Raw genomic sequence first — 23,532 nt, 5'->3', positions numbered from 1 at the left:
GCGGCGTGCCGCGGAGTCAGGCGGGGTGCGCGGACCCGGCCCGGCGGCCGGCCCGGATCGACACCACCAGCAGGATCGCGACCAGGGCGGCGATCACCGCGACGCTGGCCGGCAGGCCGAGCGCCCCCGCGACCGCCGCGGTGGCGAGGATCAGCACGATCGTCGCCGCCAGCGTCACCACCGGTACCGAGCCGGGCAGCAGTAGCCCGTGCAGGTAGGCGCTGGTGGCGAGGTAGCAGCAGGTCGGTATCGCGATGGCGAACGCCACCACCGTCGCCGGCGTCTCGCCGTCGGCGGCCAGGGTCAGCCCGGTACCCACCGCGGCGACCGACGCGAACACCACGTAGTGCGAGTACCCCCAGAGCAGGTTCTGGCTCTGCCTGATCTTGAGGCCGGCGGTGGCCTCGTGCTTGAAGTACAGCCACCACATCGAGAACAGCAACACCAGCCCACCGCCCGCGGTGACCAGCAGGCCGGCGGACAGGCCGCGGTCGGTGATCGCCGACTGCACGCCGACGGCCGCCGCCGCCACGCACTCGCCGAGCACGATGAGGGTGAACAGCCCGTACCGCTCGTTGATGTGACCGGGATGCCACGGCGTCTCGCGGCCGTGCGCCTCGGCGACCGCGGGCACCGCGAGCTCGGCGACGAACAGCACCAGGAACCCGACCAGCCCGGCGGTGCCCGGCAGCAGCAGCCGCAGCACCCAGCCGAGCTGCACCACGCCGACCCCCACCGCGTACCGCACCGTGGCGCCGCGGCTGGCCGGGTCCTGCCGGGCCGCCCGCAGCCACTGCCCCACCATCGCCACCCGCATCACCACGTACCCGACCGTGACGACGGCGAAGTCGTAGTCGTGGAACACGCTCGGCACGCCGGCGGCGAGCACCAGCCCGCCGGCGATCTGCAACAGCGTCAGCAGCCGGTACGGCACGTCGTCGGTGTCGTAGGCGGACGCGAACCAGGTGAAGTTCATCCAGGCCCACCAGATCGCGAAGAACACCATCGCGTACTGGAGGATCGCGACCCGGTGTCCGTCCGCGATGCCGTGGTGCAGCTGGGCCGAGGCGGCCGCCACCGCGACCACGAAACACAGGTCGAACAGCAGCTCCAGCGGCGTGGAGACACGGTGCTCCTCGCCCGGGTCGCGGCCCACCATCCGCCGCAGGTACAGACCGACGTCGCTCACGCCAGCCGATGCTGCCACACCGGCCGGCCGGATCGGGTCGGGTCAGGCCGGGTCGCGGATCAGCGGGCAGGTCATGCAGTGGCCGCCGCCGCGGCCGCGGCCCAGCTCGGCGCCGACGATCGGGATCACCTCGACGCCGGCGGCGCGCAGCAGTGAGTTGGTCGTGGTGTTCCGGTCGTAGGTGAACACCACGCCGGGTTCCACCGCGACGGCGTTGTTGCCGGAGTCCCACTGCTGGCGCTCGGAGGCGTACACGTCGCCGCCGGTCTCCACCACTCGCAGCGCGGGCAGCCCGAGCGACTCGGCCACCACGTCGACGAACGAGCGCTTCTCGGTCGTCACCTCCACCCCGACCGGGGCGTCCGACGGCCGCAACGAGAACGTGTGGATGCCGTCGACGATCGTCGGGTAGAGCGTGACGAGGTCCCGGTCGGCGAACGTGAACACGGTGTCCAGGTGCATCGCGGCGCGCAGCTTCGGCATCCCCGCCACCACCACCCGCTGCGCCGCACCGGCGTCGAACAGCGCCCTCGCCACCTGGGTGATCGCCTGCCGCGAGGTCCGCTCGCTCATCCCGACGAGCACCACCCCGTTGCCGATCGGCATCACGTCGCCGCCCTCGAAGGTCGCGTTGCCCCAGTACCGCTCCGGGTCGCCCCACCAGACCCGGGAGCCGACGAAGTCGGGATGGAAGCCGTAGATCGCCTTCATCAGCAGGGTCTCGTCGTGCCGGGCCGGCCAGTACAACGGGTTGAGCGTGACCCCGCCGTACAGCCAGCAGGTCGTGTCGCGGGTGTAGAGCGTGTTGGGCAGCGGCGGCATCAGGTACTCCCGGGCGCCGGTCTGCTCCCGGGCCAGGTCCAGGTAGCCGGACCGGTAGTCGGCCGGCAGGTCGCTCGTGGCAAGCCCGCCGATCAGGTACTCGGCGAGCCGGTCCGGCGGCAGCGACTCCAGGAAGGCGCGAGTGTCGTCGATCAGCCCGGTGCCCACCTCGTTGGCCACGATCTTGCGGTCCAGCAGCCACTTCCGCGCCTCGTCCAGCGCCATCGTGGTGGCCAGCAGCTCGTGCAGTTCCACCACCTCCACGCCGCGCGCGGTCAGCTGGGCGACGAAGTCGGCGTGGTCGCGACGCGCGTTGTCCACCCACATCACGTCGTCGAACAGCAGCTCGTCGGCGTTGGTGGGGGTCAGCCGGTGGTGCGCCAGGCCAGGGGCACACACCAGTACCTTGCGCAGCCGGCCGACCTCGGAGTGGACGCCGTAGCCGGCGGGCGATGATGTCATGGCAGTTCCTTTCCTCGAACGACGACGGCCGGGTGCGGCTCCGCGCCGCGGCATCCGGCGCACACCTCAGATCGATATCCAGCCCAGCGCCAGCGCCACGACCCCGACGACCGCGCCCGCCACCGAGACGGCGAGCACCACGAGCTCCGCGGGGCTGAACACCCGGCGGCCCTGCTCCCGCCGCGCCATCGCGAACAGCACCGATGCCGGTGCGTAGATGATCAGGGAGACCAGGATGAACTTGACTCCCGCGGCATACAGCAGGAACGCGGTGTAGATGGTGGCGAGGCTGCCGATGATCAGGTCCCGGCGCAGACCGGTGCGGGCGGCGTCGTAGCCGTCCCCGGTCACGGCGATGCGCACCGCGTAGCCGGCCACGAGCAGGAACGGGATCAGGGTCAGCGCGCTCGTCAGGTCCAGCACGAAGTCGAACGCGTTCTCCGAGAACAACGTGACCACCAGGACGATCTGGGACAGGATCGTCGTCATCAGCAGCGACGCGGTCGGTACGTCGGCGGCGTTGGCGCGGCCGAGGAACCGGGGCATGTCGTCGTCCTTGGCCGCGACGAACAGCACCTCGGCGGCCATCAGCGTCCACGCCAGGTAGGCGCCGAGCACCGAGATGATCAGGCCGACGCTGACGAACACCTTGCCCCAGGTGCCGACGGCCTCCTCCAGCACGCCCGCCATCGACGGCTGACGCAGGTGCGCGATCTGATCGAGCGGAAGGATGCCGTACGAGACGATCGTGACCGAGGCGAAGACGGCGAGCACGCCGAGGAATCCCAGTACCGTCGCCCGGCCCACGTCCTCCCGGCGCCGGGCGTGCCGGGAGTAGACGCTCGCGCCCTCCACGCCGAGGAAGACGAACACCGTCACCAGCATCGTGCCGGTCACCTGGTGGTACAGCGAGCCGAGGTGCGGGGCACCGGCCAGGTTGTCGACGAACACGGCCGGCTTGAGAAACACCACCGCGAGGACGATGAAGACCAGGATCGGCACCAGCTTGGCGACGGTGACGATCCGGTTGATCGCGGTCGCCTCCTTGACCCCGCGCCGGATCAGGAAGAAGAACAGCCACAGCCCGACGGAGGACAGCAGCACCGCGAGAAGCGTGTCGCCGTGGCCGAGCGGCGCGGCGACGGCGCCGATCGTCGACATGATCAGCACCCAGTACAAGACGTTGCCCACGCAGGCGCTGGCCCAGTAGCCGAACGCCGAGAAGAACCCGATGTACTGGCCGAATCCCGCCTTGGCGTAGGCGTACACACCGGCGTCCAGCTTCGGCTTGCGCACGGCGAGGCTCTGGAAGACGAAGGCCAGCATCAGCATGCCGGCGCCCGCGATCCCCCAGGCGATCAGCGCGCCCCAGATGCCGGTCGCCTCACCGAACCGGGCCGGCAGCGAGAACACCCCGGCACCGACCATCGAGCCGACCACCATCATCGACAGCGTGCCGAACGAGACCTTCGCGGTCTTCTGCGGCGCCTGCGCAGTGTCCGCGGCCATCGGCGCCTCCTTCCGGTCGATGGTGCCTGTCAGGAATCTGGTGCCGCGGGCTCGGGCGGTTGCCCGGCAACGGGATCGACCGGCTCCGCGGTCGCCTCGATGCGGTTGATCCGGAACCCGGTGAAGCCGTACAGGACGGTGAGCAGCGGGCTGGCGAGGCAGAACACGGCGAAGGGCAGGTACCGGGGTACGGCGACGCCGAGCACGGCGCCCATGAACGCACCGCAGGAGTTCCACGGCACGAGCGGCGAGGTGACCGTGCCGCAGTCGGCCGCGAGCCGGGACAGGTTGGTGGGCGCCAGGCCGCGGCGGGCGAACTCGGACCGGAACAGCCGCGCCGGCAGTACGAGCGCGATGTACTGGTCGCCCGCGACGATGTTGAGTCCGATCCCGGACCCGGCGACGGTGAGGTAGAGCCGACCGGTGCCGCGCGCGGCGTGCAGGATCGGATCGATCAGCCGGGAGATCAGGCCGAACTCCTCCAGCAACGTACCGAACGTGACCGCACCGATGATCAGCCACAGCGTCGGCAGCATGCTGTCCATCCCGCCCCGCGACAGCAACTGGTCCACATCGGACACGCCGGAGTTCTTCTCGAACCCGGTGGCCATGGCCGACCAGATGCCCTTGAGCGACACGACGACCAGGCCACCGGACGGATCACCGACGAACCCGGCGACGATCCGGTACTGCAGGATCGCGCCCAGCACGCCGGCGAACAGCGCCGAGCTCAGCAGCGCGATCGACGCCGGCACCCTCTTGATGGACAGGAATCCGAGCAGTACCAGGGGTAGCAGGTTCAGCGGCGTGATGTGGAAGATCTCGCCCAGCTCGTGCAGGTCGACCGAGGCGGTCTGGGCAGCACCGGGCTGGGGCCCCCGGGCCAGCCCCAGCACGACGAACACCACCACCGCGATCCCGAACGCCGGCACCGAGGTCCACGCCTGCTGCCGGATGTGCCGGTAGGTGTCGACCTTGACCAGCTGCGCGGTGAGCACCGTGGTCTCCGACAGCGGGGACAGCTTGTCGCCGAGGTAGGCACCGGAGATGACCGCACCGGCGGTGATCGCCGGCGAGACGCCGAGCATGATCGCCACCCCGACCAGACCCACCCCGATGGTGCCCGCGGTCGTCCACGAGCTACCGATCGACATCGCGATCACGCCGCAGATCAGGGCCGTCGCCGCGTAGTACCAGCCGGGCGAGAGCACCTGCAGGCCGTAGTACACCAGGGTCGGGATGGTGCCGGACATGTTCCAGGTGCCGATCAACGCGCCGACCGCGAGCAGGATGAAGATCGCGCTGCTGATGGAGGACAGCGCGGACTGTTCGGCGCGCTGGATCGCCGGCAACGAGTTGCCGTTCTTGAGTGCGATCAGCGCCGCGACCATGCAGCACAGCACCAGCGCCACCTGGATCGGCCCGTCCAGCGCGTCCAGGCCGAACAGCACCAGCGCGCCACCGATCAGGATCACCAGCGCGCCCAGCGGCAGGAGCGCGTCCAGCAGCGATGGTGGTCGGACCGGTCGGCCGGGCCGTCCCGGTGTGTCCGGTGTGGACGCCACGCCGCCTCCCGAAGGGGCCACAGCGCGGCAGCGTCCCGGGCCGCCGAGGAGCTCCCCGGCGTGGCCCTCGGCCCGCGCACGTTCGAGGCGGTCGCCGCACGGTCCGTGTACGGCGACCCGAACCCAGTTTGCCCGGGCCGTCCCGTGATCGGGCCGGAACCGGAAGACTGCCGTACCTGCTACCGGTCGCAGCGTCCGGACGATGGAGTTCCGAATCGCCGGAGCCCTCCCCGGCTACCGCGCCCCGCGCCCGCCCGGCGTCGATGCCCGCCGGCACGGATCTGGCGCGGTTTCGCCGGTTTCGACGGTGGTGGCCGCGGCGCGGACCGATACTGGGCACGAATCGCGGACGACACCGCGATCCGCCGGCGGACCGGAGGTGTGGTGATGAGCGCCGCGGCACCGAGCGAGGGGTATCGGGTTCGTCGGCACGTGCGACCGAGCGTCGCACTCGCCGGGATGTTGCTCATCGTCCTGGCGGTGATGAACGGGCTGGACGGTATCGCCGCGATCGCCCACTCGCGCGTGTTCGTACCCTCCGCGAGCCTGGTGTTCGGACCGCTGAACGCCTGGGGTTGGGCGCTGCTCGCGATCGCGGTGGTGCAGGCCGGTTGCGGTGTGCTGCTGCTGTTCCGGATCTCCTCGGTGCGTTGGCTCGCGGCGGTGATGATCGTGCTGGACATCTTCACCCAGATGGTCGTGATGCCGGCCTACCCGTTCTGGGCCATCATGATCATCGGCGTGAACATCGTCGCGTTGTACGTGCTGTTCGCGCACGGCGGCTCGGCCCCGCAGGAGGTGCTGGCACGCGGCGAGCTGCGACCGAGCATGCCGCGCGACACCGGTAACCTGCCCTACCCGCGCTGAGCGGCGCCACCGCCGCTGCGTCCACTGTGGTCACCGCGGCCGCGTGGTCACCCGGCCGAGAACGTGTCGCACCGGTCCGGGTCGCCCTCGGTGAAGCCGGTGGCGAGCCACTGCCGGCGCTGCGCCGCCGAACCGTGGGTCCACTCGTCGGGCCGTACCGTGCCGGTCTGGCGATGCTGCTGGAAGTCGTCCGCGATCACCGTCGCGGCATGCAGTGCGTCGTTCAGGTCGGATTCGCTGACCAGATCGCGGGTGTAGCTGCTGTGGATCCACACCCCGGCGTAGCAGTCGGCCTGCAGCTCCTGCCGGATCGACAGCTGGTTCTTCTGCTCCGGCGCCGCCTGCTGCGCGGCCCGCACGCTCGCCAACGTGCCGACCAGGTTCTGCACGTGGTGGCCCATCTCGTGCCCCACCACGTACGCGGGGGGCAGGCCGCCCTGCACGCCGAACTTCTGTTGCAGCGCGGTGAAGAACGAGGTGTCCAGGTACACGCCGTGGTCGGCCGGGCAGTAGAAGGGACCGAGTTCGCTTCCCGCCTCGCCGCAGCCGGTCTGGACGCCGCCGCTGAAGATGGTCAGTTTCGCCTTCTGGTAGTGCATTCCGCTGTTCGCGAAGATCTTCGCCCACATGTCCTGCGCGTCGTCGAACACCGCGGTCAGCAGCTGCCGGCGGCCGGCCTCGCTGGTCGGCGCCGGGAACTTCGGCGAGGCGCTCGGTTGCGGCGCGGATTCCAGGTGCGGCGGCCGGCTCGCCAGTCCCGCCGGGGTGGACCGGTGCGCCGACGGACTCGCCGACGAGCCGCCGTAGCCCCCGCCGCCGTAGCCACCGCATCCGGCCGCCGCCAGTACCAGCGCCGCCACGGCGGCCAGAGCGCCCAGCGCACGGCGGGCCTGCAGTCCTGCCATCGTCTCAGGCTGCCACGCGGGCCGCCGGCGCGAGCGGCAATGCGCCATGTCACTCAGCGTCAGCGACCGGTCGGCGGGTCAGTCGGCGGCGGTGGCGAGCAGCTCGGCGAGGTGCACGACCTTGGTGCGGCTGCCCTTCAGGGCGCCGGCGAGCTGCCGGTAGCAGCCCGGGTTGACGACGGCGAGGTAGTCCAGGTCGAGCTCGGCGAGCGCGTCGAGCTTGGGCGCCAGGACGGCGCGCGAATCGCCCGGCCGCAACACCGAGTACGAGCCGGCCGCACCGCAGCAGCCCGCCGCGTTGGGCACCTCGACGTACTCACCGAGGTGCGCGATCAGCTCGCGCGGCTGCCGCCAGACGCCCACCGCGTTGCGCAGGTGGCAGGAGTCCTGCAGGCCGATCCGCGCCGGCCGGCCACCGGATGCGTGGCGCGGCAAGGGCTTCCCCCGCTCGTCCAGCATGATCGGGCGCAGCGAGGCGGGATCGGGGCCGTTGCCGGCGGCGATCCAGGCGGAGAACTCGACCACCCGGTCCGCGCCGAGCTCGTGGGTCAGGTGCGCGGAGCAGCCGCCGGAGGTGGTGACGATCGTGCCGGGCAGCTGCTTGCCGAGCCGCTGCGCCATCCGGCGGCCCTGCGCCGATTCGCCGTTGTGCGCGTGCAGCGCGCCGCAGCACCCCTGCACGGCCGGCGCGCGCAACGCCGGTACCAGCCGGCGGGCCGACCGGGACACCCGGGGATAGAGCACCCGTTCGACGCAGCCGAGCATCAGGTGTGGTGCGGCGGCGCTGCCGCGGCGGGTGACGGCGGCGCCCCGTACCAGGCCGAGCAGGGTGATGCCGGCCATGCCGAGCCAGGACATCATCGCCATCAGCGCGCGGGCCAGCAGCGGCCGGCGCCGGCCCTGCCACTCGGTGTCCCGCCACTGCTCCAGCAACTGTCCATACTGGACACCGGCCGGGCAGACCGGCTCGCAGGCGCGGCAACCCAGGCAGAACTGCGACTGCGCCAGCACGGTCGGGTCGGTCACGTCGAGCCGATCCTCCTGTACCGCGCGCATCAACGTGATGCGGCCGCGCGGGGACGACGCCTCCTCCCCGGTCAGCTGGTACGTCGGGCAGCTCGGCAGGCAGAACCCGCACGACATGCACCGGCTCAGCAGGTCGTCGTCGAAGATCTTGTCGCCGGCCATCAGGAACCGAGCTTTCCGGGGTTGAGGATGCCCGCAGGATCGAACGCGGCCTTGATCCGGCGCAGCAGCGCCAGCTGGTCGGCGCCGAGCCGGCGCTCCAGGTACGGCAGCTTCGCCGCGCCGACGCCGTGCTCGCCGGTGATGGTGCCGCCCAGCTCGAGCGCGGCGGCGAAGATCTCGCCGAACGCGGCGTGCGAGCGCTCGATCGCGTCGAGGTCGTGCACGTCCAGCACGCACGTGGGGTGCAGGTTGCCGTCTCCGGCGTGACCGAAGGTACCGATGGTGAGCTCGTGTCGCGCGGCGATGGCGGCGATCCGGTCGGCCATCTCGGCGAGCTTCGGCCGCGGCACCGTGGCGTCCTCCAGGATGGTGAGCGAACCGAGCCGGGACAGCGCGGGCAGCGAACAGCGCCGGGCGGCGAGCAGCTCCTCGCTGGCCGCGACGCTCTCGGCGAGCGTCACCCCGGTGGCGCCGTGCTCGGTGCACACCTGGCCGATGCGGGTCAGGCTCGCCTGCACCATCTCCGGATCGCCGTCGTCGCCGAACAGCAGCAGCGCACCAGCCTGCGTGTCGAGCCCCAGGTGGGCGTAGTCCTCGACCGCCGCCACGCAGGTGCGGTCGAGGAACTCGCAGGTCGCGGGCGTGATGCCGGCCTCGATCACGGCAGCGACGGCACGACCGGCCGCGGCCAGGTCGGCGAAGTACGCGACGCCGGTGCGGGCGGCCGCGGGCTTGGGCACCAGGGCGACGGTGACCTCGGTGATCACCCCGAGGGTGCCCTCCGAGCCGGTGAGCAGCCGGGTCAGGTCGTAGCCGGCGACGTCCTTCCACAGCCGGCCGCCGGTGCGGATGATCTCGCCGGTGGGCAGCACCACCTCCAGGCCCAGCACGTAGTTGCGGGTCACCCCGTACTTGAGGCCGCGCAGCCCGCCGGCACAGGTGGCGACGTTGCCGCCGATGGTCGACACCACCTGGGAGCCCGGATCGGGCACGTACAGCAGGCCGCGCCCGGCGGCCGCCTCGGCCAGCGCCCTGGTCGACACCCCGGGCTGGACCCGGGCCAGCAGCTCCGGCGCGGAGATTTCCAGGATCTCGGTCAGCCGGGTGAGTACCAGCACGATGCCGCCGGCCAACGGCACGGTGGCGGCGGCCAGGTTGGATCCGGCGCCGCGCGGAACCACTGGTACCGACAGCTCGGTGGCCAGCTTGAGCACCGCGGCGACCTCGGCGGCGTCGCCGGGGAAGACCACCACGTCGGGGCGGTGCCGGAACAGCGGGGTGGCGTCTCGCGCGTACGCCTCCAGGTCGCCCTCGGCGGTACGGACGTGCCGCTCGCCGACGATCTCGGCGAGCCGCCCGGCCAGCTCGGTGCTGTCCACTCGGCCTCCTGTTCCCGGCCAGCGCCGCTTCCCGGCCGGCGCCGCTTCCCGGCCGGCGCCACTGGCGTAGCTAAATTACCCTCCCTGACCCTACGACGGCACTAACCTTCAACAGCGGTGGGCCTGCCGCGGTGCGAAGCCGCTGGAGATCCGGTAGCGGCCAGGCCTGTTCACCGTGACCTCCACCCAACCCTCGCGAGCCCGGCCGAAACAGGCATCCGGGCCGGACAGCGTCAACCAGCGGCTCCACCGCACCCGGACCAGCACCCGGCCCGCGTCCGTCGTGTCGAACACCAACCCGGTCGGATTCGAGTCGACCAGCACGCCCACCCCGGACACCAGTTGCTGGGCGTTACGTACCCGGTAGAGCCGCCAGTCGGAGTTCGACCAGACCCGCTGGAGGAACGGCAGCCCGGCGGCGATCAGGTCCGCCTCCTGCCGACCGTACTTGTCCAGCTTGGTGCCCTGCGGCACGGCCACGTAGCCGACCGCATTGCGGTACAGCCAGTCCAGGTAGTCGCCCGGGGCCACGGTGTCGCGGTAGAACAGCGGGTTGCGGTGCACGTCGACCTGTCGCTCCCAGCCCCGGGCCAGCGGCACCGCCTCCGCCACGTACGTCGACTCCCAGTGGTCGTACAGCGGGACGACCTCGATCCGGCCGACCGGCTTGCGCCGGTCCAACTCGGCGATCAGCGGCTGGTAGAACGCCGACTGCGCGGCCCGGTTGCCCGCGCTGCCCAGATCACCGGTCACCAGCGGCGGCTGCCACCAGGTCAGCGCCACCACCGCACCAGCGAGCAGCCGGCGGTCGACGGTGCCGACCGCGACGATCAGCGGCGTCGCGTACAGCATCGGCAGCCGGGTGATGTTCGACCCGATCGGGCTCGGTACCAGGTACGCGAACAGCACCATCGCCACCATCAGTACCGCGCCGATGCGCAGCGCCCGGTAGCGCGCCGGGATCAGGAAGAACGTGACCACCCCGCCGGCCAGGAAGACCTTCATCGAGTCGCCGTTGAACGGCTGCACCCCGCCGTCCGGGAACAGCATGCTCGGCACCAGGCCGACCAGCGCGCCCACGCACAGCACCAGCCCCTCGCGCCACCTGCCGGTCAGATACCGGGTGACCTGGGCGATCGGCCCGGGCCGGCCCGCCGCCGGGGGCGGGTGCCGCAGCCCAGCGAGCAGCAGGGCGCCGCCGGCCAGCCCGACGAACAGGCCGGCGAGCGGGCTGCCGGCCACCGACAGCGCGGCGAGCACCCCGCCCAGCGCCAGCCGCAGCCACCGCGGTACCCGGCCCGGCAGCGACACCCCGACCAGCGCCGCCATCCCGATCGCGATGCCCAGCGCGAACGTGGTCCGCCCGCTGACCAGGTTGAACACCCCGACCATCGCGGCCAGTACGCCGCCGAGGGTGGGCCGGCGCACGGCGAACCGGGCCAGCAGGAACGCGAACGCCGCCGACGCCAGCACGCAGGAGACGGCACCGACGCCGCGCGATCCGATCGCCGCGTTGAGCGGCCCGGCGAGCACGCTGTACCCGAACGGGTAGATCCCCCCGTACCAGCGGAAATCGATGGTGTACCAGCCGTGCGCGGAGAAGAAGTGGCCGCGCGCCACCTGCGCGGCGAGATCGGTACCGGCCAGCGGCAGGAACAGGAAGGCCACGGTCAGCGCCAGCGAGGTCGCGGTGGTGGCGATCATCGGCACCCGGTAGCGCTCCGGGAACCAGGTGTCCACCAGGTCGACCCAGTCCCGCTGGCGGCCGATCCGCGGGATCAGGGCCGGCGAGGTCGTCTCCACGTACACCCCGGGTCGATCCTCGCCGCCCCGGGGCGGGTTGCCGGCGCTCGGGTGCGGCACCTCGCTCCGGCTCCGGCGCCGATCCGACGCGGTCCGGGATGCGGCCGTACGGGACGGCGTCCGGCCGGCCGCGTCCGGGCCGTCGGCCACCGCCTCGATCGGCTGGGTGGACGCCAGCACGTCGGCATCCCGGTCCGGCTCGTCGGTCATCCCCCCGCTGCGCCTCCCGTACCATCCACCGTCATCCGCGCCTCGACCACCTGCCGGGCGTGCCGCGCGGTGCGCAGGTACTCGTCGACGAACTCGCCCGGATCGTCGGTGGCGAACCCGAGCGCGCGCACCACGCCGGCCAGCTCGACCCCGTGCCGGGGCAGCTGGTCGGAGCCACGCCCGCGCACCAACATCATCGCGTTGCGCACCGAGCCGGCCAGCCGCCACGCCTGGTCCAGCGCGTCCGCCTCGGCGGCGCCGAGCAGGCCGGCGTCGACCGCGGCCGACATCGCCTCGAGCGTACCGGTGACCCGCATGGCCGGGGTGTGCGCGGCGTGCCGCAACTGCAGCAGCTGCACCGTCCACTCCACGTCGGCGAGGCCACCCCGGCCGAGCTTGGTGTGGGTGGCCGGATCGGCCCCCCGGGGCAGCCGCTCGGCGTCCACCCGCGCCTTGATCCGCAGGATCTCCACCACCTGCTCGCGGCTCAGGCCGCGGGCCGGGTAGCGAACCGGATCGATCAGGGCGGTGAACCGGGCGCCCAGGCCGGCGTCGCCGGCCACGAACCTGGCCCGCAGCAGTGCCTGCGCCTCCCACACCCGCGACCAGCGGCGGTAGTAGCTGCGGTACGCCTCCAGGCTGCGCACCAGCGGTCCCTGCCGCCCCTCCGGCCGCAGGTCGGCGTCGATCACCAGCGGCGGGTCGGGTGCCGGCGCGGCCAGCAGCCCGCGCAGCGTCTCGGCTACCTGGTGCGCCTGTTCGGCCGCGCCGGGCGCGTCGTCGTACACGAACAGCACGTCGGCATCGGAGCCGAAGCCGAGCTCGGCCCCGCCGTACCGGCCCATCCCGATCACCGCGAACGACAGCGCCTCGGGTACGCCGGCAGCACGCCGGGCGACCGCGAGCGCGGCGGCCAGTACCGCGTCGGTGACCTCGGTGAGCGCCGCACCCACGGCGACCACGTCGAGCCGGCCGAGCAGGTCGGCGCAGGCGATCCGGAACAGCTCCCGGCGGCGCAGCGCGCGCAGCGCGGCGACCGCGTCGGCCGGCCGGTCGTACCGGGCCACCGCCGCCGCCATCGCCTCGGCCAGCACCCCCGGATCGCGCGGCACCAGTTCGGCGTCTGCGGCGAGCAGCCGCAGCGCCTCCGGGTCGCGGGTGAGCAGGTCGGTGACGTACCGGCTGGTGCCGAGCAGCCGCGCCAGCCGGATCGCCACCGGCCCCGAATCGCGCAGCAGCCGCAGGTACCACGGGGTGCGGCCGAGCTTCTCCGAGACCTGCCGGTACGCGAGCAGGCCGTGGTCGGGCTCCGGCGCGTCGGCGAACTCGGGCAGCAGCGCCGGTAGCAGGGTGCGCTGGATCGCCGCCGAGCGCGACACCCCGCCGGTCAGCGCGCCGATGTGGCGCAGCGCGCCGGCCGGATCGTCGAAGCCCAGGGCGGCCAGCCGGGACTCGGCCGCGCCCGAGGTCAGCCGCAGCGAGTCGGTCGGCACCCGGGCGACCGCCTCCAGCAGCGGCCGGTACAGCAGCTTCTCGTGCAGCCGCCGTACGTGGTGGGCGAGCTTGGTCCAGTCGGCGAGGAACCCCTGGACCGCGGTGCGCTTCGGCTCGCCGCGGTAGCCGAGCGACTGGGCCAGCCAGCGCAGCCCGGGCTCGGCGTCCGGGATGCGGTGGGTGCGGCGCAGGTGCTGCAGCTGCAGCCGGTGCTCGATGGTCCGCAGGAACCGGTAGCCGGCGGCCAGCTCCTCGCCGTCGGCCCGACCGACGTACCCGCCGGCGGTCAGCGCGGCGAGCGCCCGCAGCGTGTTGGTGCCGCGCAGCTCCGGGTCGGAGCGGCCGTGCACCAACTGCAGCAGCTGCACGGCGAACTCGATGTCGCGCAACCCGCCCCGGCCCAGCTTGATCTCCCGCTCGGCGTCCACAGTGGACAGCTGGTCCTCGACCCGGCGGCGCATCGCGCGCACCTCGGCGACCATGGACGGGCGTTCGGTGCCGCCGGCGGTCTGCCACAGCAACGGGTGCACCCGGGCCAGCCACTCGTCGGCCAGCTGCGCGTCGCCCGCCGCGTACCGCGCCTTGAGCAGCGCCTGGAACTCCCAGCCCTTCGCCCACCGCCGGTAGTACGCGTCGTAGCTCGCCACCGTGCGCACCAGCGGGCCGTCCCGGCCCTCCGGCCGCAGCCCGGCGTCCAGCTGCCAGGCGACCTGCCGGCACACGTCGATCACCCGCACCGCGAGCGCGGTCGCCACCCGCAGCGCCGACGCCGAGTCGGTCGGCCCGGTCGGCGCCGGACCGTCCACGATCTGCGGCTCGGCGACGAACAGCACGTCCACGTCGCTGAGGTAGTTGAGTTCCCGGCCACCGGTCTTGCCCATCGCGACGATCGCCAGCCGTGCCTCGTCCGCGTCGTCGCGCTCGGCCCGGGCGATCTCCAGCGCCGCAGCCAGGGTCGCGTCGGCCAGGTCGGTCAGCTCGGCCATCACGTCGTCGACCGCACGCACCCCGGTCAGGTCGGCCGCCGCCACCCGCAGCAGCACCCGCCGGTACGAGCGCCGCAGCTGCTCGACCGCCGCGGCACCGCCGGCCGGCCCCGCCGGGGCGAGCGCGCCGCGCAGCGCGCTGACGCCACGCCGGTCGTCCGGGTCGGCGGAACTCGCCAGCACCACCCAGTCGTCCGGACTGCCGACCAGGTGGTCACCGAGCGCCGCGGACGCGCCGAGCACCGCGAACAGCCGCCGGGCGAGCCCATGGTCGGCCCGCAACGCCGCCGGCAGCTCCGGTACGACCGCCACCAGCCGGTGCAGCTGGTGCAGCGCCAGGTCGGGGTCGGCGCTGGCAGCAACGGCCCGCACCAGCTCCTCGGCCCGCTCGTCGACCGGGCCGCCCGGCTCGGCCCGCCACCAGCCGAGGCCGCCGTCGGCCGGCCCCAGCAGCAGGAAAGCCCGGTCGGCCTCGGCGAAACCGAGCCGGCTCAGCCGTGCCAGCCCTCGCCGATCGGAAGCCGGCCGGTCCCCCGTCGACCGATCCGAAGCCGATCCGTCCGCACCCGGCCGTTCCCCGGGCGACCGATCCGAAGCCGATCCGTCCGCACCCGGCCGTTCCCCGGGCGACCGATCCGAAGCCGGCCCGTCCGCACCCGGCCGTTCCCGAGCCACCGGACCCGGAGCCTTCCGCTGCGACGCCGCCCGGTCCTCAGCCAGTCGATCCGAAGCCGCCCGGTCCTCGGCAGCCGGGTCCACGGCTGGCCGGTTCGGGGCCGGCCCGTCCGGAGCCACCGGATCTGGAGCCGGCCGGTCTGCGGGCGACCGGTCCCCGGCGCTCACCTGCTCGGAGTCCCGCCGCGGCACCGGGGTCAACCCTCCAGCAGCGGCAACGAGGTGCGCGCCGAGCTGCGCCCGGCGACCAGATCGGCGAACCGGTGCGCGAACGGCCGCCAGGTCGCCGCCACGTCCGGCAGCACCTGCACGCACTGGGCCAGCAGCGCCTCCCGGTCGAGCCCGGCCGCGGCCACGTCGGCCGAGTCGGCGATCCAGCCGGCGAGCATGTCCCGGTCACACTCGATGTGGAACTGCAGCCCCCACATCCGGTCGCCGTACCGGAAGGCCTGGTGCGGGTACGACGGGGACGCGGCGAGCAGGGTGGCGCCCTCGGGCAGCTCGGTGACCTCGTCGTGGTGGAAGGCGATCACGTCGGGCATCAGCGGCACGTCGGCGAACAGCGGGTCGAGGCCGGCCGCGTCGCGCTTGGCGACGAGCTTCGGTCCGATCTCCGGGCCGGCCGCCGCCCGCTCGACGTAGCCGCCGAACGCGAGCGCGAGCAGTTGCGCGCCCAGGCACACCGCGAGTGTCGGGATCCGCTGCCGGCCGGCGACGCGCAGCAGCGACTGCTCCCGCTCGTACCACGAGGTGTCGGGCAGGCCGCCGCCGAGCACGACCAGGCCGGCGTAGCCGGACAGATCGTCCGGCAGCGGTTCGCCGGCGTGCGGTCGCACCACCTCGAGGGTCAGCCCGGCCTCGGTGAGCCAGTCGCCGAGCAGCCGCACATCGTCGGTCGGGTCGTTCTCCACCACAAGCGTTCGTGCATCACTCACGACTGAAAGGCTATCCGCAGGCTGTCGGCCGGCGCCGCTCGCGCCGGCCGACAGACTGTCACCTCACCCCGCGACCTCCGCACCGCTCTCCCCGCCGACGGTCGTCGCGCCAGCCGGCGCCGGGTCGGCCGGCGAGCCGTGGTGGGCCGAGACGGTCGCCGCCCGGCTGGCAGGCGCGCGGCGTTGGGCCGGAATGTCCGGCTCGGTGGGGATCAGGCCGGGGACGTGCAGTTCGGCCAGCGCTCGCCGGGCCGGCACCCGCTCGGTGCCGAGCCGGGCCCGGCGGATCCGGTCGATCCGGAAGCCGCGCACCCCGTGCCGCAGCCGGCACCAGGCGAGCAGCAGCCAGTGCGGGCCGTCGTCGCCGGGTGCGGTGAGCACGCCGATCGGTTCGACGACGCGCCGGCTGGGCCGGCCGTTGGCGTCGGTGTAGTCGAGTTCCAGCACCCGCTCGGTGGCGAGCGCCCGCTGCAGCACCACCGGTATCGCCGGGAACTGGTCGCCGCCGGGCGGCAGGTCGAGACCGTCTCCGGTGGTGACCGCCTCGGCCGCGGCGCCGATCAGCCCCGGATAGCGGGCGGTCAGCTTGACCAGCACCGCATCGGCGGAGCCGTGGAACGCCGATCCGGTCAGCTGGGCGAGGCCGACCGCGACGGCGATCGCCTCGTCCGGGGTGAGCGCCACCGGCGGCAGCTCGCGATCGCCGGTGTCGTCGATGGCGAACCCGCCCTGCGGGCCGGGCACCGCAAACAGCGGGACGCCCGATTCGGCGAGCGCGGCGGTGTCGCGCTCGATGGTGCGCACGCTCACCGAGAAACGCTCGGCGAGCCATCGTGTGGAGCGCGGCTCGGGGGCCACCGCGCGGAGTGCGTCGACGAGGGCGTGCAAACGTTCGGTCCGGTTCATACCCCGACGTTACGGCCTGGGTATGACATTTTCGGCCGCCCGAAACCGGCTCGTCCGGTACCGGCGAATACCGCCCGGTGCGTACCGCTTCGCGCCCCCGCGGCGGTCACTGCTCCGGTTGCAGGGCAACCTCGAAGTTGACGTTCCCGTCGCTGTCCACCGAGGCGTCCAGCGCCTTGTCGTCGAGGAAGTCGGCGGCCGAGCCGTCCAGGAACAGCCGGGCGCCGCCGGCGTCGAGCACCTGGTCGCCCTCCTGCGGTGCCTCGGACATCAGCAGCCGCAGCGTCTGGTCGGCGTCCGCCGGCCCCGTCGGTTCGGTGGCGATCCGCAGGCCGGAGGAATCCGGCGCCTGGGACTGTTCGGTGAGCGTACGGATGACTGTCACCGCGTTCTCGGTCAGCGCGAGCACTGCGGACTCCTCACTCGGGTAGGTACGGACGTCCCACCCCCGTACCCACCAGCCACGGCCGGAAACGTGGGCGTCAGGCGGCGGTGGAGTTGCGCCGCGCGATCGCGTACCGCACCAGCGCGTGCAGTACCTCGCGGGCGGGTCGGGGCCGGTCGGACTCGGTCAGCAGCACCGGCACCTCGGCGCCGACGGCGAGCGCCTGCCGCACCTCGGCCAGCTGGTACCGGTGGGCGCCGGTCACCGCGACCAGGTGCGGCAGGCGGCGAGCGGCGACGTAGTCCAGCGCCGGGTAGCAGTCGCCGAGCCGGCTCGCGTCGGCCAGCACCAGCGCGGCGACCGCGCCCGCGGACAGCGCGTCCCACATGAACCAGTACCGCTGCTGCGGCGGCATCCCGTACAGGTGCACGGCGAGGCGGTCGGAGAACCCGCACTGCCCGTACCGCAGCATCGAACCGGCACTGTCCACATCGGACACGAGGTCGACGAAGCGGTCCTCGACGCGGGCCAGCCCCGCCGCGCGACCGCCGCCCAACACGACCACCTTCAGCGCGCACGGCGAGGCCTGCCGTACGCGACCCGGTGCTTGCATGACAGCGGTACTCACTCGCACAGCCCCCCGGCTTGGTCAGCGTGTCGACACGCTCGGTATACGTGCCTGCCGGATACAACGCCCGAAACCGCGATCGGTGACCCGACCGCGGACTCTCCGGCTTAGGGCGTGTCTTCATAGCCAGCCACCCGGCTGCGCCGGGCCCGTTCGCCCGCTCGCCGCGTTGTCGGCACGGGCGCATACAACACCGGTATGCACCCGCACCTCCGCCTTGCGAGCGAACAAACGGACTCCGGCTCGCACGGGCGGAGCCATGAAGACACGCCCTAACGGCGCAGCGGCCGATCCGACCGCCGCACCGCCCGGCCGGTCGGTTACCGGCCGGTCACCCGGTGGCCAGCTCCGGCGGCAGGTCGACCGGCCCTACCGCGTTGGCCTGCGCCAACCGGTCCGCGACCGCGGCACCGATCGCACCGGCCGCGGTGGCCAGCGGTACCGGCCAGGACCCGCCGGTCGCCCGGTCGCGCAGCTCGACCTCGCCGCGTTCCAGCGACCGCGCGCCGATCGTGGCCCGCAGCGGCGCGCCGATCAGGTCCGCGTCGGCGAACTGGCTGCCGGCCCGCTGCCCGCGGTCGTCGTACAGCACCTCGACCCCCGCCGCGCCCAGCCGCTCGTACAGGGTCTGCGCGGCCGCCGCGGCCACGTCACCGAGCTGGCACAGGTGCACCTGGTACGGCGCGATCGTGATCGGCAGCGTCAGTCCGCGCTCGTCGTGGTGCGCCTCCGCGGCGCAACCGAGCAGCCGCCCCACCCCGATGCCGTAACAGCCCATCTGCACCGGCCGGCGCACCCCGTCGGCGTCGGTGAACGTGGCGCCGAGCGCCGCAGAGTACCGGTCGCCGAGCTTGAAGATCTGCCCGACCTCGACGCCGCGGGTGGTACGCAGCGCGGCACCGCACCGCGGGCAGCCGTCACCGGCACGCGCCGCGACGATGTCGCGCACCGTCTCCGGGGTGAAGTCGCGGCCCACGTTGACGTCGCGCAGGTGGTACCCGTCGAGGTTGGCGCCGGCGAGCAGGTTCGGCGTCGCCGCCACGAGCTCGTCGACCACCACCCGGACGCCGGTGAGGCCGACCGGCGAGCCGTAGCCGGCGACCGCGCCGATCGCGGTGATCTCGTCGGTGGTCATCGGCCGCAGGTCGGCGGCGCCCAGCGCGGCGGCGAGCTTGGCCTCGTTGAGGTCCATGTCGCCGCGGACCACCCCGATCACCGGCTCCTCGGTCGCGCCGAGGTCGGCCTGGACGAACACCGCCTTGGCGATCCGGTCCGGGCCCACCCCGGCCGCCGCGGCGAGCTCGGCGACGGTCGCCGCGTTCGGCGTGGCGACGCGCCGCATCGGCCGCGGCGCCTCGGCCGGCGGGGTCGGCTTGGCGAACGTCGCGACCTGCCGGTTGGCCCGGTAGCCGCAGGCGTCGCAGAGCAGCAGGGTGTCCTCGCCGATCGGCGTCGGGTACATGAACTCGTGCGCCAGCTCGCCGCCCATCATCCCGACCTCGGAGGCCACCGCGAGCGCCGGCACCCCGCACCGGCCGAACACCCGAAAGTAGGCGCGGTACTGGTTGGCGTACTGCCGGGCCAGCCCCGCGGCGTCGCGGTCCAGGCTGTACGCGTCCTTCATCACGAACTCGCGGACCCGGATCAGCCCGGCCCGCGGCCGCGCGTCGTCCCGGAACTTCGTCTGCAGCTGGAAGACCATCCGCGGCAGATCCCGGTACGAGCCGACCTCGGTACGGGCCAGCTCGGTCACCGCCTCCTCGTGCGTCATCGCGAGCACCATGCCGCGGCCACGCCGATCGGCGAACCGGGCCAGCTCCGCGCCGACCGTGTCGTACCGGCCGGAGGCCTGCCACAGCTCGGCCGGCTGGGCGACCGGCATGGACAGTTCCTGGCCGCCGACCGCGGCCATCTCCTCGCGCAGGATCCGTTCGATCTTGCGGACGCTGCGCCAGCCGAGCGGCAGGTAGGAGAAGATCCCCTGCGCCAGTTGTCGCACCATCCCGGCGCGCAGCATCTGCCGATGCCCCGCCGACTCGCTGCTGCCCGGCGCGGTGTGCAGAGTCGCGCCGAACAGTCCGGACATCTTCATCGTGGGTACTCCCTGGCAACGTGACCGGGCGCGGATCCGTCAGTCGGATCCGCGGTGGACGAACGAGTCGCCGGTCGGTCACGGCCGCAACGGGCTCGTGCCAGGGCTGGCGCCGGGCCGTACGGCCGGGCCGGGAGCCGGGGCGGGACGCCTGTCAGGCCACGCCGACCGGCCGGCGAGGTCGCCGGTCGGCCCGCCGCGGGCCCGTCGATCGCAGGCTGGTCGGTCGCAGGCTGGTCGGTCGCGGCGCAGCCGGCAGCGGGCGCCGCAGCGCCACCGACCCGGCCGTCCGCCTCATGCCGACTCCCCCATCACGTGTCCGCGCAGCGTACCCTGCCGCGCGGACCCTTCCGCAACGCGATAACCACCCGCCGCGATCAGCGCATCGCGAGCGAGCGGGCGTAGTTGACCTGCTGGTGCACCTGCGCGGAGCCGGCCTGGCTGCTGATCGGGACCTGGGTGACGAACCCGGAGCCGTTCGCGCCGGACACCGCGACCTCCATGAAGCCGCTGTGCTTGGTCTCCTTGAACAGCAGGAACAGCAGGCTGAACACGGTGAGGCAGAAGAACCCCACGATCGCGCAGACGATGGCCCAGGTGGCGATCTTCTGGGTGGTGTACACGTGGTCGTTGACCACCCACTGCGAGCCGCGCAGCGGGAACGACCCGTTCGGCGTGTGCACGGTCGTCGCGGTGACGGTGATCTGGCCGATCTGCACCAGGGTCTGCTCCGACCCGTACGGCGCGGTGCCGTCGCTGCCGTAGGACGCGGCCGGGTCGGTGACCGGGACCAGGTCGCTGGTCGGCTGCGGCGCCACCGCCGGCTGGTATCCGGGCGGCCCGGACTGCGGCACGACCGCCGGCGGCGAGGACCGCGGGTAGGCGGGCGTCTGCGGGTACGCCGGGGGCGCCGACTGCGGGTAGGCAGGCGGGGCGGACTGCGGGTAGGCAGGCTGGCCGGACTGGGGGTGGCCGGGCAGCGCCGGCGGGGCAGGTGCCGGCGTCGGCGCGGTCGGGTTGTACTGCGGCTGCGCGTTCGCCGGATCGCCGGCTGAACCGTCGGGATACATGCCGAAACCGTAGCGAACGCATGCACGTCCCGGCACCCCACCCGCCGACGTTTACCGTTCGGTGTTCACCGCCGGTTCGACGGCGCGCGACGGCCGACCGACCACCACCGGTCCGTCACCCTCCGTCACTCTCCGTGATCATCCGCGCCACGGCGCCGGGCTCAGAAGATGTTGAGGTAGCGGCGGCGCTCGTACGGGGTGACCCGGCGGGCGTAGGCCTCCCACTCGGCGCGCTTGTTCTTCAGGAAGAAGTCGAAGACGCTCTCGCCGAGCGTCTCGGCGACGAAGTCGCTGCCGGCCATCACGTCCAGCGCCTCGGCCAGGTCCTGCGGCAGCGGCTCGAAGCCCAGCGCGCGGCGCTCGGCGTCGGACAGCGCCCACACGTCGTCCTCGGCACCGGGCGGCAGGTCGTACTTCTCCTCGATGCCCTTCATGCCGGCGGCGAGCAGCACCGCGTACGCCAGGTACGGGTTGCAGGCGGTGTCCATCGAGCGGATCTCCACCCGCGCGGAGTTCGGCTTGCCGTACGCGGGAACCCGCACCAGCGCCGACCGGTTCAGGTGCCCCCAGGAGACGAACGCCGGGACCTCGTTGATGTTGTCCGCCATCGGTTCGGGGAACAGCCGCTTGTACGAGTTGACCCACTGGTTGGTGATCGCCGTGTACTCCCGGGCGTGCCGCAGCAGCCCGGCGATGAACGAGCGCGCCACCGGCGACAGCTTCATCGGGTCGGTCGGGTCGTGGAACGCGTTGCGCTCACCCTCGAACAGCGACAGGTGGGTGTGCATGCCGCTGCCCGGCTGGTGGGTGAACGGCTTGGGCATGAACGTGGCGCGCACCCCCTGCGACAGCGCCACCTCCTTGACCACGTGCCGGAACGTCATCACGTTGTCGGCGGTGGTCAGCGCGTCCGCGTACCGCAGGTCGATCTCCTGCTGGCCGGGCGCCACCTCGTGGTGGCTGAACTCCACCGAGATGCCGATGCGCTCCAGCGCGAGCACGGTCTGCCGGCGGAAGTCCCGGGCGACCGGGTGGGTGGTGTTGTCGAAGTAGCCGCCGCTGTCGACCGGCCGCGGCTCGCTGCCGTCCGCCGGCAGGTCCTCCAGCAGGAAGAACTCGATCTCCGGGTGGGTGTAGAAGGTGAAGCCGCGCTCGGCGGCCTTCGCCAGCGTGCGGCGCAGCACGTGCCGGGGATCGGCCCAGGCGGGCGATCCGTCCGGCATGGCGATGTCGCAGAACATCCGCGCCGACTCGCCCGAGGCCCCACCCTCGAACGGAAACACCTGGAACGTCCCCGGATCGGGCACGGCGACCATGTCCGACTCGTGCACCCGAGCGAACCCCTCGATCGCCGAACCGTCGAACCCGATGCCCTCCTCGAACGCGGCCTCCAGCTCGGCCGGCGCCACCGACACGCTCTTGAGCGTGCCGAGCACGTCGGTGAACCACAGGCGGAGGAACCGGATGTCGCGCTCCTCCAGGGTGCGCAACACGAACTCCTGCTGACGATCCATGTGGGAAGTGTGCCTCGCCGTACCGCTCGGTGGGCACTCGGCACGCGAATTCGGCGGTGTGACAATCTGTCGGTACCGGCGGTCACCGGTGGGTTCGAGCATCTCCTGGAGGAGCGCATGCGGCTGCTGGTCATCGGCGGCGCGGGGTATGTCGGCCGCATGGTCCTGCCCGGCCTGACGGAGCGTCACCAGGTCCGGGTGCTCGACCTGCACCCGCCGGCCGCCGACTGCGAGTACCGGCAGGGCGACGCCACCGACCCGACCGACCTGGCGCGCGCCTGCGCCGGGATGGACGCGGTGATCCACATGGCGATGGCGCCGACCACGCCGGACGACCGGGTCGACCCGCGCACCGCGTTCGACGTGCACGTCAAGTCGGCGTACCTGACGGTGCTCGCGGCGGCGAAGGCGGACGTGCGGCACGTGGTGTTCGTGTCCAGCCTGTCGGTGTTCGCCGCGCTGGGCAGCCGGCAGCTGCACGCCGACGACGAACCGGACGCGACCGACCCGTACGGGCTGACGAAGCGGCTCGGCGAGCAGGCGGTCCGGGCCGCCGCGACAGCCACCGGTACCGACCTGACGATCCTGCGGCTGGCCTGGCCGACGCCGGACGACGTGTGGCCGGCCTGGGAGGTCGGGCTGGCGCAGACCGACTACACCAACACCCAGACCGCGCTGCGACGCGACCGGGCCACCGCGGCGGACCCGCACCCGCCGCTGCGGTTCGCCGACGGACGGCCGCTGCCGGCGCTGGCCGGCTCGGACCTGGCCGCCGCGCTGCTGGGCGCGCTGGACACCCCGGACGGCATCCGTACCCTGCCGCTGACCGGCGATACCGCCGGGAACCTGATCGACCTGTCCCCCACCATGGCCGCCCTGTCCTGGTCGCCCACCCGCACGCTCTGAGCCCGCCGGCGGGGCGTGACCGACTCCACGGCGTGCCGGGCC

General features: G+C 73.0%; 17 protein-coding genes and 1 pseudogene. 2 read left to right on the top strand and 16 right to left on the bottom strand.

Translation table 11 applies throughout. The annotated features are described in order from the left end of the window. Positions 1 to 16: 16 nt before the first annotated feature. The 4 genes from Asera_RS19130 to nhaC form a co-directional block, all read right to left on the bottom strand. A complete protein-coding gene (locus Asera_RS19130) occupies positions 17 to 1,189 on the bottom strand; it encodes a low temperature requirement protein A (RefSeq protein ID WP_035297666.1) in 1,173 nt (390 codons plus the stop codon). A 42-nt stretch (positions 1,190 to 1,231) separates the two neighbouring features. Beyond that, positions 1,232 to 2,473 (bottom strand): arginine deiminase, encoded by a 1,242-nt coding sequence (locus Asera_RS19125; protein ID WP_030447993.1) that lies wholly within the window; start codon positions 2,471 to 2,473, stop codon positions 1,232 to 1,234. A gap of 66 nt (positions 2,474 to 2,539) precedes the next feature. Further along, entirely contained in the window at positions 2,540 to 3,982 is a 1,443-nt protein-coding gene (locus tag Asera_RS19120; protein ID WP_030447992.1) for a basic amino acid/polyamine antiporter, read from the bottom strand. Between the two features lie 29 nt (positions 3,983 to 4,011). Beyond that, on the bottom strand, positions 4,012 to 5,547 hold the full coding sequence (gene nhaC / locus Asera_RS19115) for a Na+/H+ antiporter NhaC (RefSeq protein WP_051802651.1): 1,536 nt from the start codon (positions 5,545 to 5,547) through the stop codon (positions 4,012 to 4,014). 387 nt (positions 5,548 to 5,934) lie between these two features. On the opposite strand from nhaC, the gene Asera_RS19110 reads away from it, so the two are divergent. After that, complete coding sequence (locus Asera_RS19110; RefSeq protein WP_157035014.1) at positions 5,935 to 6,414, top strand: DUF7144 family membrane protein; 480 nt, start codon at positions 5,935 to 5,937, stop codon at positions 6,412 to 6,414. 47 nt (positions 6,415 to 6,461) lie between these two features. Here Asera_RS19110 and ypfJ read toward each other — a convergent pair whose 3' ends face one another. From ypfJ to glnA, 12 genes and pseudogenes are all read right to left on the bottom strand, one after another. Continuing rightward, on the bottom strand, positions 6,462 to 7,319 hold the full coding sequence (gene ypfJ, locus Asera_RS19105) for a KPN_02809 family neutral zinc metallopeptidase (RefSeq protein WP_051802650.1): 858 nt from the start codon (positions 7,317 to 7,319) through the stop codon (positions 6,462 to 6,464). A 78-nt stretch (positions 7,320 to 7,397) separates the two neighbouring features. Continuing rightward, positions 7,398 to 8,507: a (Fe-S)-binding protein gene (locus Asera_RS19100; protein WP_030447988.1), complete on the bottom strand. Its 1,110-nt coding sequence runs from the start codon at positions 8,505 to 8,507 to the stop codon at positions 7,398 to 7,400. Next, positions 8,507 to 9,886: an FAD-binding oxidoreductase gene (locus Asera_RS19095; protein ID WP_030447987.1), complete on the bottom strand. Its 1,380-nt coding sequence runs from the start codon at positions 9,884 to 9,886 to the stop codon at positions 8,507 to 8,509. Before Asera_RS19095 ends, Asera_RS19100 begins: the two co-directional genes overlap by 1 nt. A 108-nt stretch (positions 9,887 to 9,994) precedes the next feature. Then, positions 9,995 to 11,899, bottom strand: a complete 1,905-nt coding sequence (locus tag Asera_RS19090; RefSeq protein WP_051802649.1) for a hypothetical protein — start codon at positions 11,897 to 11,899, stop codon at positions 9,995 to 9,997. Beyond that, positions 11,896 to 14,889 (bottom strand): annotated as a pseudogene (locus Asera_RS19085) (bifunctional [glutamine synthetase] adenylyltransferase/[glutamine synthetase]-adenylyl-L-tyrosine phosphorylase); the annotation flags it as partial. The gene Asera_RS19090 and the pseudogene Asera_RS19085, both read right to left, overlap by 4 nt. 362 nt (positions 14,890 to 15,251) lie before the next feature. After that, entirely contained in the window at positions 15,252 to 15,989 is a 738-nt protein-coding gene (locus Asera_RS19080) for a type 1 glutamine amidotransferase (protein ID WP_030447984.1), read from the bottom strand. 63 nt (positions 15,990 to 16,052) lie between these two features. Continuing rightward, a complete protein-coding gene (locus Asera_RS19075; protein WP_051802648.1) occupies positions 16,053 to 16,895 on the bottom strand; it encodes a helix-turn-helix transcriptional regulator in 843 nt (280 codons plus the stop codon). 106 nt (positions 16,896 to 17,001) lie between these two features. Next, positions 17,002 to 17,304 carry a hypothetical protein gene (locus tag Asera_RS19070; protein WP_030447982.1) on the bottom strand — a complete coding sequence of 101 codons (303 nt, stop codon included), beginning with the start codon at positions 17,302 to 17,304 and terminating at the stop codon, positions 17,002 to 17,004. Positions 17,305 to 17,377: 73 nt separating this feature from the next. Further along, positions 17,378 to 17,836 carry an ATP/GTP-binding protein gene (locus Asera_RS19065; protein ID WP_169745880.1) on the bottom strand — a complete coding sequence of 153 codons (459 nt, stop codon included), beginning with the start codon at positions 17,834 to 17,836 and terminating at the stop codon, positions 17,378 to 17,380. Positions 17,837 to 18,239: 403 nt separating this feature from the next. Then, positions 18,240 to 19,994 (bottom strand): proline--tRNA ligase, encoded by a 1,755-nt coding sequence (locus Asera_RS19060; RefSeq protein WP_212804812.1) that lies wholly within the window; start codon positions 19,992 to 19,994, stop codon positions 18,240 to 18,242. 383 nt (positions 19,995 to 20,377) lie between these two features. Continuing rightward, on the bottom strand, positions 20,378 to 21,070 hold the full coding sequence (locus Asera_RS19055; RefSeq protein WP_051802645.1) for a hypothetical protein: 693 nt from the start codon (positions 21,068 to 21,070) through the stop codon (positions 20,378 to 20,380). Positions 21,071 to 21,231: 161 nt separating this feature from the next. Further along, the gene (glnA, locus tag Asera_RS19050) at positions 21,232 to 22,584 is read right to left on the bottom strand and encodes a type I glutamate--ammonia ligase (protein ID WP_030447978.1); all 1,353 of its coding nucleotides are present in this window, start codon (positions 22,582 to 22,584) and stop codon (positions 21,232 to 21,234) included. Positions 22,585 to 22,701: 117 nt separating this feature from the next. Between glnA and Asera_RS19045 the strand changes: the two genes are divergently transcribed. Further along, positions 22,702 to 23,490, top strand: a complete 789-nt coding sequence (locus tag Asera_RS19045) for an NAD-dependent epimerase/dehydratase family protein (RefSeq protein ID WP_030447977.1) — start codon at positions 22,702 to 22,704, stop codon at positions 23,488 to 23,490. Positions 23,491 to 23,532: the final 42 nt, after the last annotated feature.

Origin of the sequence: Actinocatenispora sera (genome assembly GCF_018324685.1) — a bacterium.
Lineage (GTDB): Bacteria > Actinomycetota > Actinomycetes > Mycobacteriales > Micromonosporaceae > Actinocatenispora > Actinocatenispora sera.
This window is presented reverse-complemented; position numbering and strand designations above follow the sequence as displayed.